Origin of the sequence: Cyclobacterium sp. 1_MG-2023 (assembly GCF_030546805.1) — a bacterium.
Taxonomy (GTDB): Bacteria; Bacteroidota; Bacteroidia; order Cytophagales; family Cyclobacteriaceae; genus Cyclobacterium.
In genome coordinates this window covers 345,893-359,173 of the sequence record NZ_JAUOPC010000003.1, presented here as the reverse complement: position 1 = coordinate 359,173, position 13,281 = coordinate 345,893, and the positions used below count along the sequence as shown (strand labels likewise).

The 13,281-nt window shown below is 40.2% G+C and carries 7 protein-coding genes; 1 reads left to right on the top strand and 6 read right to left on the bottom strand.

From position 1 onward, the window contains the following. Nucleotides 1-5: 5 nt before the first annotated feature. From Q4534_RS05985 to Q4534_RS05970, 4 genes are all read right to left on the bottom strand, one after another. Nucleotides 6-1,727, bottom strand: a complete 1,722-nt coding sequence (locus Q4534_RS05985; protein ID WP_303612258.1) for a hypothetical protein — start codon at nt 1,725-1,727, stop codon at nt 6-8. Nucleotides 1,728-1,837: 110 nt separating this feature from the next. Then, the gene (locus Q4534_RS05980; RefSeq protein ID WP_303612257.1) at nt 1,838-4,036 is read right to left on the bottom strand and encodes a radical SAM protein; all 2,199 of its coding nucleotides are present in this window, start codon (nt 4,034-4,036) and stop codon (nt 1,838-1,840) included. 42 nt (nt 4,037-4,078) lie between these two features. Continuing rightward, nucleotides 4,079-6,739, bottom strand: coding sequence for a DUF5686 family protein (locus Q4534_RS05975; RefSeq protein WP_303612256.1), 2,661 nt, complete (start codon nt 6,737-6,739; stop codon nt 4,079-4,081). 125 nt (nt 6,740-6,864) lie between these two features. Beyond that, nucleotides 6,865-8,406 carry an arylsulfatase gene (locus Q4534_RS05970; protein ID WP_303612255.1) on the bottom strand — a complete coding sequence of 514 codons (1,542 nt, stop codon included), beginning with the start codon at nt 8,404-8,406 and terminating at the stop codon, nt 6,865-6,867. 420 nt (nt 8,407-8,826) lie between these two features. Between Q4534_RS05970 and Q4534_RS05965 the strand changes: the two genes are divergently transcribed. Further along, the gene (locus Q4534_RS05965) at nt 8,827-10,086 is read left to right on the top strand and encodes an endo-1,4-beta-xylanase (protein WP_303612254.1); all 1,260 of its coding nucleotides are present in this window, start codon (nt 8,827-8,829) and stop codon (nt 10,084-10,086) included. A gap of 176 nt (nt 10,087-10,262) precedes the next feature. On the opposite strand, the gene Q4534_RS05960 is transcribed toward Q4534_RS05965, so the two are convergent. Continuing rightward, the gene (locus tag Q4534_RS05960) at nt 10,263-11,792 is read right to left on the bottom strand and encodes a sulfatase (protein WP_303612253.1); all 1,530 of its coding nucleotides are present in this window, start codon (nt 11,790-11,792) and stop codon (nt 10,263-10,265) included. Between the two features lie 12 nt (nt 11,793-11,804). Beyond that, nucleotides 11,805-13,277, bottom strand: a complete 1,473-nt coding sequence (locus tag Q4534_RS05955; RefSeq protein ID WP_303612252.1) for a sulfatase — start codon at nt 13,275-13,277, stop codon at nt 11,805-11,807. Nucleotides 13,278-13,281 lie beyond the last annotated feature (4 nt).

Sequence of the window (13,281 nt, the reverse complement as noted above, 5' to 3'; positions counted from 1 at the left end):
TGGTATTAAGAGATTTTTATGGAATGGTGAAAAGGTGTAGTGCCTGTCAGGAAGGCTGTGGGTGCATCCATTTTAGGCAAAGCACCCCTTATAGCTACCCATTTGTGCCTGTATAAACCCGGCCCAAAATTTATAGAGGAGCCATTGCCGGTGTATTTACCCATTCCTTCTTTTAAAAATACCGTCTCTTTCATTCCTTCATGAGGCACAGTACCTGAAAAAGATCCTCCGGGTCTAAATATTAACTCAAGCGCAACCGGAACATTGTCTGTCCCATTTATCGCAATATCAATCGAAAACCCATCCCCCTCTTCCTGAATGGTTACGGTACTGTAAAGCTTTTGAATTTCTGATTGTTGGCGCTGATTTCTGGGCATTTTGGACCATACCCCATCACCAGGAATGTTTTCTTTGGGAAAAGGCTGATAATAAGGCCCAGTCAATTCACTTGAAAGAATGTATTTGCCATTCTCTACTTTATAAGAATCTGCGGAAAATTGACCTTTCCCAAAAAAAGCACTGGCAAACCTCATTCCTTGTAGGGCCAATTCTTTTTTATGAAAAGTAAAGAAAACGGTACTATCAGAAAGTATAGATGCGTCATAATTCCCCCTTCTCACCCTTATTAAATTTGAATTCCGAAATTCTTTGGCATAATTGACCGGCAATGCTTTTGAAGCAGGCAATTCCTCCCAAAGAGAGGGATCCTCCAGGAAATAATATAGAAAACCGGTTGTTTTTCTGAAACAAGTTTCTTCAATTAACTTACAGGCAGCAGCAAATTGCCCATCTCCCGTCTTTAGGGCCATATAGCGGAATGGATAATAATAATTTTCTAAGGTGCCTATTCGGGAGTTGTCCTGTCTTCCGGATGCTTCCGTTACAATTTCCCCATTGGGATGCAGGTAAAAAAGGTTCATTTTAAGATTTTTTGCTACATAATCCAGCAATTCCGGCTTATTGAACCCTCTTGCAATACTAATCAACACCCTATCACTCAAAGAAGAGTATATATAACTACTTTTTTCTTCAAATTGTCCATCTTCATCCAAATCAATTTGCTCCGAGAGCCATTCTTCTGCCCTTGATTTATAGGCTTCATCAGGCTTGATTTTATAGAGTTCCGCCAGTGCCGAGCTAACCACCCATCTGTGATTGGGTGTATGAATACCCCCTATTTTCAAGGCTTCACCTGCATTGACCAGAAATTGTTTGAGGGGAGCTAAAATCAATTGTTTTTGGGACACTTCTGATTGATCCAAGAGACGCCAAACCGGAGCCAACCATTTTACGATAAATCCTGTATCCGGAGTGGAATGGAAGTTGGTAGAGACCAGATCAATTGTGCCATCCTCATTTTGAAGGCCTAGAATAAAATGACAGGATAAAGCCAATTTCTCCCTTAACTCCTGATCATTATAAAATTCTGATTCGGAACTTACCAAGGCACAAATCCCCGTTTTTATGAAAGAAGTTATAGAATGGGCAGTTGCCATTTCATTCCCATCCAATACCGCTCCATAGTGGACAGCATGCTTGTCTCCCACATACCTGAGAAGGATATTATTCAGCGACAAATCATTATTAGAAATCATTTGTAATAACCACTCAGGTTTATTGATTTCTATATTATTATTGGAAGATTCAAAAGAGGCAATTGGCAAGCTGGCAAATGGAGCAAAAAGGGTAAATGTTCCATTTTTTTTGATGAAAGCCCTACGCTTCATAAATTGTCTTGGATTTAGTTAATTTTGGGATTTAATAAAAGCTAAATATACAATTTTTTTAAGATTGAAAAAGCCATACTAAAACTTAATCAAAAAGTTAAATTACTCTTTTAGAGGATCAACAATCCACAAGCATTTAGTTCTTCTTTTATGGCCGAGTTGAAAAATTCATCAAAATTCCCACAAGCTTCTTCAAAGCTTGATTTAAAAACAATATAGGAAAGAGGCTTGGAAGATGCTTTCATCTCCTCCAGTATATGCAACAGCCAATCCGCATGATCTTTTGTTAAGGTAAGGTCGACTATGGCTGTAGGCGTATGAAAGGTCAATAAAACCCTAGGATAAGACTTCTTCTTTTTGCGAATGACTTTCTCTGTCACAATGGGTGCACTTCCTATCCATACCACCTTAGCGGTATCTTTAGGGGCTTTATGGTTTTCCTTCTCAAGACATGAAGCAATATAATCCGGCCCAATGGTTGGCCGTGGAATTTTAAATTCAAACCAGTCTTGCAAGGGAAAGTCAAAACCTATACCGTGCATAAAGTTAAAAAGTGACTTCTTTAAGCCAAAGCTAAACTGAGAATGATCTACGCCGGTTGGGTCTGTAAATGCAATGTCATTGTTAGCAAAAGTGATCTTATTTTGCTGTGAAATAATTTGAAATTCCTCAGGAGCCAAACCAATAGGACTATGAGCTGTCAGGGCAAATTGATGCCAAAATCCTGACCGCAATACACCTTCCTCAAACAACTGACGAACCATCTCAAGGCTGTCAATGGTTTCTTGGATGGTTTGGGTAGGATAGCCATACATAAGGTAGGCATGCACCATTATTCCTGCCTCAGTAAAATTTCTGGTAACCATTGCCACTTGTTCCACAGTCACCCCTTTATCAATAAGCTTAAGCAGCCTGTCTGAAGCCACCTCTAAACCTCCCGATACGGCTATACAGCCGGAAGCAGCCAACAGTAAGCATAAGTCTAGCGAAAAACTTTTCTCAAAACGAATATTTGTCCACCAGGTAAGGCTGAGTTTGCGCTTAATAATTTCCAGAGCCAGGGCACGCATCAAGGACGGAGGTGCAGCTTCATCGACAAAATGAAATCCACTCTCTCCGGTTTCTTTTATCAATTGCTCCATCCGATCTACCAAAATACCGGCAGTAAGGGGCTCGTAAATTTTTATATAATCCAGAGAAATGTCACAAAAAGTACACTTGCCCCAATAGCAACCATGAGCCATGGTTAGTTTATTCCACCTTCCATCACTCCATAAACTATGCATGGGGTTGGCAATTTCTATGACAGAAATGTATTTATCCAGATTCAAATCGGAATAATCAGGGGTACCTAATTCATGCTGTTTGTAATCTGTTTCATTGGAATCATTCTTATACAAAACAGCTTCACCTAATCGAAAAAACGTTCGCTTTAATTTGATATTTAAATCGAATGGAAGATGGTCTTTTTCGATTAGCTTCAAAATAATCTCTATCGGTTTTTCTCCATCATCTAGGCAAATAAAATCGACAAAATCAAATACCCTTGGGTCAGAAACACTTCTCAATTCAGTATTTGGGAAGCCTCCTCCCATCACAATTTTTACCTGTGGATAATTCTCTTTTATAAACTGACCACATCGAAAGGCACTGTATAAATTTCCCGGGAAAGGTACTGATAAGCCGACCATTTTGGGTTGAATGGTTTTCATTTGATAATCCAACAGCTTAATACTTATACAATCGATATAAGTAAGTTCCATGCTTAACTTTTCGTAAAGCGCATCGAAACTGTTGGCACTCTTTCCTAGGGATTCTGCATACCTACTGAAGCCAAAATTCGCATCAACACATTCAATAATAAAGTCAGACAAGTCTTCCAAATAAAGGGTTGCCAGGTGTTTAGCCCTATCCTGCATTCCCATATTACCAAAGGCATAATCCAGGTCATCCAGCTGTTCAAATCTAGCGGCTTTAGGCAAAAAGTTATCCGCACAAATCTTCCTAGCCAAAGTCGCATTATTCCCCTGAAGGAAAAGTATTACCGCATCAATCGAAAGGATGTATACATCTTTTAGGGCAAATATTCTTTCTGCGTTTTCACTTCTGATCGTCTTATTTTGCTCCGCAAATAAAAATATCTCTTCCAGTCCTTTTTTAGAAAAGATGGCCTGAATAACATCCATCCCCAAATCCATCTGAAAACTACTGATACCTTTGGTATTCAAAAAGCCTTTTAAATAGGCTGTCCCCGGATAAGGCGTATTCAACTGGGTAAATGGAGGAGTGATTAAGAGTAAATCTTTCAAAGAGTCTGGAGTTTGGCCAATACAAAAGTAAGTTAAAACCGCTTACTCGTCTATATTTATTGAAATAAAGGTGGCAATTCCAAACCTAAAGCCACCTGAGCTGTACTTTCCGTTTTCAAAACCTGCCCCCATCTCCAACCTAAACAATCTGAAAAGGTTATCTAAAGAGTAACCAAGCTCCCAATAGTGAGGCGAATTTTTTGTTTTCAAGTAGTTAAAGAACAGGTTTTCCCTAATTCCTGAAAACCGCAGTCCGGGTAATTGGGTGAAAATAAATTTTCTGAACTGGTAATGAACCAAACCTCCAAAATACCGATCCATAGTACTAAAGGTATAATAATCCAGGAATCTATAGTTACTCGCGGCCCCCATATTACTAAAGACCGTTCTATTTCCACCAAAATGTTTGAAATCCATAAAATAGACTTTCTTCGCATTAAAAAATTCACCTGCAGTCAGATTAAATGCCAACCTACCACTTACCCCGAAAGGAATGGAATGTTTTATCCCGAATTCCACCTGTTGATATTTACTCACTTCAGCCCCTTTTAAAATGATAGGGACAGCTTGCTTGTAGCTAAGCATTAATAAGGGAGCAGTAGCCATTAAGGGAATTTTACGGTTATTTCTTACTTGATATTTTAGTCCCGGTCTCCAATCAACACTCAAATCGAGCAATGTGGCTTTGTTGGAAACCAAAAATTGATCATTCAGGTCTTTTTGAAAAGGCTTATTGGAACGGTACGCCTTACCATTATTATTGAAAAAACTGTAATTGCTATGGTTGGTAAGTGGACTTCTATCTTCCAAGCTTATGCTTGCCCTATAGGTAAATTGATCTCCCATCCTTTGGGCCCAGAAAAACCTAGCAAATGCTTTTTCATATAATTTCATGTAATTCTCTTTGAAAAAAAGTGAATAAAGCGCATTTACTTGTTCACTTATAGGACCTTCATCATTGTATTGGTAAATGAATTTTCCACCATCCATTCCCAAGGAATATCCTTCCCTTCCTTTGGTTACAGACCTACGGAAGTTAAAAGTCATGTAGGCCTTTTTGCTAGCAAATCCATACCTAAACTCCGGCTTTAAGTTCCATGACCTTACCTCATTGGTCACACTATCCGCCATTTTGGTAATTTCCTCTTTTCTATAAAAACCGGAAAAACCCAATTTAAAGCCTTCCACAGTATTAAAGGACATTTTTGTCCAATTGGTATAAAAACCTGCAGATTTACCCTTTCCAAAATTGTACCTTCCGCCGGTAAAAATATCAAATGGGTTAAATTTCCTTTTGGCTTTTTGTGCGATACTATCTACCTCACTATTTTTAGCTTTGTCTATTAGCGCCAAACTATCATCTCTAACATATCCTAAAATTTCCTTTTTGGTCAGTGGTGTAGGTCGGATACTGTCCCAATAAGCCATGCTCCTTTGGGTAGCCAGAGAATCAATCACTTGACTTCTTACTGAAACTATTTCTTGCTCTTCTCGGGCTTTAACTTGCTCTTTTTCATAGGCAGTGATTAGTTTCCGGAATTGTTTTCTACTCAATTGCTCGGCTTCTTCTAATTGTAATAATGGCGCATCTTTGTTGGCTAAGGTTTTGACCTTTTCAGGAATAGCCGTGACTTTTTCATCTAGAATTTCAGTGTCAAATTGAAGCTCCGGGTTGAGGGTTAACTCATAATCTCTCGTTGAAGCCAAATATTGAAACTCACCTTCAAAACCGAAAAATTTCCCTCCAAAAATATACGTATGTGTAATGGGCATCCATACCTTTTCCTTTATAGGGGCATATTGTTGGCGAACCTTTATATCAAAGCCCAATAGAGATGTTTTTAGGTTCAAACTATGGATAGACCACAAGTCTTCTACAATATAAATATAACCATCAAAGACCTTCTCTCCTTTAGACCGAGGAATGACCCTTATTTTATTGACAAGTACCTCGTCTTCCAGAAAGGTACCTTCCAAGCGAAACCTATAATACGCAAAAGCCGACTTTGCCAGGGGGGAAATGATATCATTTACCTTGTCGTCGTAAAAACTAGCCCCAATATAGGGAGCAGGCGAAGTTTGGTTGTTATCACCACTTGTGCGAATGCTTATGACCTCTTCTTTGATTTCATTTGGTTGTTTAAAACTAACCTTAGAGACGGATTCAGAAGTATATGCTTCATTTAAGCTAACACCTTCCTTGGCTAACTTTTTCTTAAGAAAGAATGGCGCATCGCTTAGTTCACCGGTACCTTTGATGTATACCATCATGGTATAAGCTTCTACTTGAAGTTTATGGTATTTGGCTTTAGCAATGGCTTTTCTGATCACTGTTAATGCAGGATCCTCAGCACCTTCTTTTACCTCTACCTCAGGAAGTCCATAAGTTTGCATTTCCAAGACAACATTCACTTCTACCCAATCATCCTTCACCTCAATCGCCTTTAATTGCGAAGTATAGCCCAAGTGCTGGAAGAGTACATCATAATGACCCTTAGGAAGTTTCCATTCAAAATAGCCATTTTGGTTCGTCGGAATACCATCATTTAGGTTTCTGGCAAAGACAGTCGCAAAGGCCAAGGGTTTACCATCTTCTCCGGATACAAAACCTTTTATCCCTTGACCATACAAGGGAAATGAAACCAGACCAATCAGGGCAAACAATATGCTTGTTTTACAACTTCTATTTAAAGTACCAATCATAGGTTTGCCAAAACACGCTTCAGAACCAATCATTTCACCTAAATCAAACCCTTAATTAATCGATCTGGAAATTACCTGTTTAGCTTAAAAATTAAGTCACCAAAAAGGTAATGCGGTAATTTTCTTTATTGCGCTTCATAAGCCCATTTGACTTGCTCCCAAACTTTTGGTCCATCATTGACAAGTGTTGGCCCGGGAGTGCTTCTTCCTTCTTTAATTAAGTTTATCATTTCCTTTTTCAAGTTTAGGGCTACTTGTGGATAATCATTGATCAAATTGATTTGTTCTCCCGGATCTTTGGAAAGGTCAAAAAGCTGCATGGCCGGTAAACCTGCGAGTTCCTTTGCAGACCTTGGGGCAGTCCAACCGCCTGAACCGGGCCAGGCCACCAGTTTCCAATTTTCCTTTCTTATGGCGAATCTTCCTTCAATGGAATGATGAATAATGGAAGGTCTAACTTCGCTATCCATGGATCCATTAAGCACCTTCAGAAAGCTAAAACTATCTTCTCCGGCATTTTCCGGCATTTTTTCATCCAGAATGTCCGCTACAGTGGCCATAAAATCAGTGGTACAGATAATCTGATCTGTGGTTCTTCCTCCTTTTATTTTATCCGGCCATTGAACAATAAAAGGTACGCGGTGGCCTCCTTCATAAATATCTGCCTTATGTCCCCTAAAGCCATTGCTAGGATCATGCCCTACTTTGGCCAATTCAGAGAAATTAGCTTTTGGTGAGCAGCCATTGTCCGAAGTAAAAATCAGAAGGGTATTGTCAACAATTCCTTGTCTCTCCAGTTCAGCAACAATTTTCCCTACAAGATCATCTACCTGTAAGACAAAGTCCCCATACATATTGGTATTGCTTTTACCCATAAATTCCGTAGTGGGCAAAATAGGTGTATGGGGTGCCGGAAGTGGGAAGTATAAGAAAAATGGCTTTTCCTGATTTGCATTTTTATCGATAAAATCAACTGCTTTTTCGGTTAAGTTGGACATTACCTGTACATGCTTAAAATCTGCTCCGGTAGGACCTTTTCTCCAAAATCCCTTGTCATCCACATTTACAGTCATCCTTTCCGGTAAAGCGGTAACCTTATCATTTTCAATGTATACATAAGGAGGAATATCTAGAGAGCTGCTAAATCCATAAGCATAAGAAAAGCCTACCTGGTTGGGACCATTTTTAATTGGTTGGGTATAATCAACCTCCAGAATAGTATTCAAATTATCAATGTTTTCATACTCCTGTTCAAATGTCCAGTCCCATCCGAGGTGCCATTTGCCAATAAATCCAGTATGGTATCCGGCCTTTTGCAAAAGCTTTCCAACAGTAAATCGATCGTTGCTGATTAATGGTGCTGAGTATCCTCCCAAAACACCATTCTTAAGCGTTGATCTCCAATTGTATCTTCCGGTCAGAATTCCGTATCTAGTAGGTGTACAGACAGAAGAACTGGTATGTGCATCTGTAAACTTTATTCCATTTTCTGCCATTTTATCAAGATGTATGGTTTTAATTTTACCATCAGCATTGTAACAGGAGGCATCTCCAATCCCCATATCATCCGCAAGAATATAAACAATATTGGGAGATTTACTTGTTTGTGCCATCCCAAGGCCCACAAAACAGAATAAAATTAAGGAAGAAAATAAAAACGTTTTCATTCAAGAGGTATTTATTGGTTTAAAGCAATTCCGATAATTATTTACCGAACTCAAAAATAACAGCTCTGGGCAATATTTGTTAATTATTGGTATTTAATTGCTAATTATTAATAGTTAATGCTTAATTGTTAATTGCTAAATATTAATTGTTAATTGTTAATTTCGTTCTATATCAATTAAAACCAAAATAATAGACCGACAAAAAACACATCACACGATCACCCCATCTTACCCGAATAATTGTTAATTATTAATGGTTAATTGTTAATTTCGTTCTATATCAATAAAACCCAGAATGATAGGACGAAAAATCACCACATCACCCGATCACACGATCACCCGATCACCCCATCTTACCGGAAAAATTGTTAATTATTAATGGTTAATTGTTAATTTCGTTCTACAACAATGAAACCCAGAATGATAACCATACATAAAATTTCTTCCATCCTTTTTAGCTTAGTCATCCTGATTTGTACATGCGTGCAAGCTTTAGGCCAAAACACCCCTGTAGACCAAGCCATCACTCAGCATAGAAAAGGCAAGCTGATTGTCAAAGCCAAGCCGGGAACTAAGGTCTCTTTGGAGCAGATAGCCCATGAATTTTGGTTTGGTGCAGCCATTGCTAATGGACTGGGATCCGGGAATATGTCTCTGGAGGACCTCAACCAATACAAGGCTCATTTTCTTAAAAACTTCAACAGTGCCGTCACCGAAAATGCCCTCAAGTGGGCCAATATGGAAAGGGAAAAAGGCAAAGTCAATCACTTAACCGTAGAAGGAATTTTGAATTGGACAGAGGAAAACGATATTCCCCTGCGGGGACATAACTTATTTTGGGGTATAGAAAAATTTGTTCAGCCTTGGATAATGGAGTTGAGTGATGCCGAACTGGAGGCAACCATAAAAGATAGAGCCATTAGTATTGCCCGAAAGTACAAAGGCCGCTTTGTAGAATACGATCTGAACAATGAAATGATCCATGGAAATTATTATGAAGATCGGTTGGGGCCGGACATTACCGCCAAAATGGCCAAATGGGTTCTTGAAGGAGATCCTGAGGCTCAACTTTACCTCAACGATTACGATATCTTAACAGGAAATAGGTTGGCGGACTATTTGGCGCAAATCAGGGAACTGTTGGCTCGAAATGTTCCGATTGCCGGAATAGGCGTGCAAGGTCACCTGCATGGCAGCACCTTTGACAGAAAGGAACTGAAACGTAGCCTTGACTCCCTGGCCCAATTTGGTCTACCCATTCGAATCACCGAGTTCAATATGCCGGGCCAACGTTCAAAATTCTATAAAGACACCCAATTACTAATGAGCCCGGAGGAGGAACAGCAAAACGCCACCGAATTGGTGGATTATTATAGCATCTGCTTTGCCCATCCGGCAGTGGAAGGAATATTAATGTGGGGTTTTTGGGAAGGAGTCAATTGGATTCCGGCCTCCTCCCTATATACCCGAGACTGGCAACCAAAGCCTGCGGCTTATGCCTACCAAAAGTTGATTTTTGAAACTTGGTGGACGGAAAAGACAGGAACGACCAATGGTGAAGGCCAATTTTCAGCCGATGCATTTTATGGGGAGTACCAATTAACCGTTGATGGGCAAACGAGAATAATTTCACATAAAAAAGAAAATGGAGAAACCATAATTGATTTCTCCAGTCCTTGATTCATGTAACCCGCTTTATCCATTAGGAATCGTAATGAGAACTGAAACTGCAAGATAATCAGGCTGTTTGGAGATTTAATCATAGCATCGCTATGGTGAAATCGAAAACAGCAGCGTAGCGACTGATTTTGAAGTAGATTCAGGTCGTAATAGATAGGCTAATGCATAATGCGGGTTTAAGGATAATCATTCCCTATCAAACTCTCCAATACGGATTGTTGCCATTCAATTAAGGCTTTTTCCATATTGTCGGCAATTTCCGGGAAGTCGGATAATATATTATTTTCCTCTGCCGGATCTGCATTGATATCAAACAATTCTTTTTCGGCTTCCTCACCAGTGCCGCCATGGATCACCAATTTGTATTGATTCCCTAATAAAGTCCTGGGGCCTGAAAAGTCCTGTTCTTGAATGTCTGGATGAATAAAGTTTTTGAAATTTCTGGTGGGGATCCCATTCATCAATTTCACCAGAGGGGAGGTGCCTTTTTGCAATTCAGGATCTATATAATCCGTTAAACCTTCCCCATTATTTCTTGGTCTTCCATTCCAGAAAGCGATAGGTTCAGGCCTTGTATCCATTTTCCTTTCCAGCATAGGCAAGAGACTGATTCCATCAATGGGTCGGTCAGGAAGTGCTTGACCGGTGAGATCACAAAGGGTTGGCAACACATCACTGGAAACACCGTGCATTGCTGTAACGAAAGGCGTTTTAATTTTAGCAGGCCATTCCAAAACAGAAGGAACCCGGACACCTCCTTCATATACCCTTCCTTTTTGACCTCTGAAAGGAACTGTGGCATTACCCTCCTGAGGCGTTCCATTGTCACCAAAGTACCATAGCAAGGTATTGCTGCGCATCCCTTTATCCTCAAGGAAAGATCTCAATTGGCCAATAGACCTGTCCATTGCAGTAATTTCGGCAAATCGCTCCCGCAATACTTCTCGTTGCAAACGTTCCACCGGTCCACCGGTTTCATTGGAGGTCAACCTTACCATTCGATTTCCGAAATCTTCAGGCAAACTATCATATAAGGCCAAATCTTCCGCTTTTGCGCTATAAGGCTCATGAGGTGAACCATACCAGACCACGATAAAAAAGGGCTGATTTTTTTCTTTTGCTCGCTCAATAAAATCAATGGCCTCTGCAATCAAAATTTCAGAACTCTCGCCTTTGAAAACCACAGGGTCTGCCCCATTCCTTGATAAATGTGGATTCATTTCAAAGAAATTGTCGTGTGAAAGGTATTCATCAAACCCAAACTGCTTTGGATTTGTAGGTGAGGCCTCTTTCACCGGTCCCAGGTGCCATTTCCCCAAATGAGAAGTAACATATCCGGTATTTTTCATGATCTCTGCTATACTAATTTCTTCAGGTCGTATAGAATAACCAGGTGTAAAAGTGCCATACCTATTGGGATGCCTCCCGGTAATGATACTACCCCTGGTAGGCGAACAAACCGGAGATGCCGAATAAAATCGATCCATCCGTACTCCAGACCTGGCCATTTCATCCAATACAGGCGTATGGAGAAATGGATGCCCATTGTATCCGGTTTCATCCCACCCGTGGTCATCGCCAAGAAGTAGCACTACATTGGGGTGGGTTGCTTGAGTTTCGGCCTTTTCACTGCACGAGGCCAACAACCACAAAGTGGTAATCAATAGAAATGAAAGCTTCAAGCCACTAGTTATCAGGTTATTCATTGGGTATATTATTTATTGTTCAACCGGTTTATCCGGCAAATCATTATTTCTAATTGCGACTAATTTCTTATTGACCTCTTCCTTTAGCTGAGCAACAATCTCTTGATAGGCTGGGTAGCTTGCCAAGTTATTATACTGTTTGGGATCGTGTTCCATGTCAAATAATTCAATCCCATCACTTCCATCTTCATTGTAAAGGGTAAAGGCCCATTTGTCATTCCTCAGTAAGAAGGCATGCTTTCCTCTCCACCTATTGACAGAAAAGGCCATGTCTCTGGTTTTAAAACCAGGGTCGTCGAGGGTTGGAACAAAACTTATTCCTTGAATCTTATCCTCCACTTTTACTCCAGCCAATTCAGCGATGGTTGGATACAAGTCAATTAATTCGACAAAACTATTAGAAACCTGGGCTTTTTGACCGGGGATTTTTACGATCAAAGGCACCCTTACAGATTCCTCTTTCAGGCTTACTTTCATCCAAAAATCATGTTCTCCTAAATGAAAACCATGGTCAGAAGTAAAGATTACTATGGTATTGTCTTCAAGGCCTTCTTCTTTTAAGGTGTTAAGAATTTTACCTACCTGAGCATCCATATAGCTTACAGAAGCATAATAAGCAGCAATGGCTTTCTTTTGCTGCTCCTCAGTCATTTTAGCATTCTTTGTGGTGACATAATTTATCCCTCGGGCAGGAATATCATCCCAATCACCATCTACTTTGGGAGGAAGGACTACCTGCTCGTATGGAAACCTTTCGAAATAAGGTTTGGGGGCAACAAAGGGCACATGGGGCCTTACCAGACCTACGGCTAGAAAGAAAGGTTCGTCTTTGTGGGAACGAATCAATTCGGAAGCTTTTTCGGCTGTTTTACCATCCGAATGCACCAAGTCATCACCATCTGCTTTCACAATAGTCATCACATTCCCTCCTTTTCTTGGCAAAAGGCCATAGGGGTTGTTTTGTACCAATTCCGCTTCACCATCTGCAGTCCACTCTGGGCCCTGACTATTATACCTTTCATTCCATGAAGCTTCATCGTCTGTGCCATTAGACCCTTTCTCAATATCAATGGGAACACCCATATGATAAATCTTGCTTACCCTGGCCGTAAACCAACCATTTTCTTTAAACAATTGCGGCCACATCTTTTTATCAGGACCAATATTCTCTCTCCCGCTCACATAACCAAAAGTCCCTGTGGCATGGGGATAATATCCTGACATCATAGATGCCCTTGAAGGACCACATACCGGATACTGACAATAAGCCCTAGTAAATCTGGTTCCTTCTTCCGCCAGCTGATCTATATTTGGTGTATATCCGGCAGCATTTTCGTAGGAAGAAACGGCTGTGGTAGTGAGGTCATCTGAAATAATAAAAAGAATATTCGGCTTCTTTGATTTTTGAGCCATCGCATCCATTGGCAGCGATAGGCCCAAGATATATAGCGCAAATAATGCTATTCGTCTTGACTGGGTCTTCATGAAT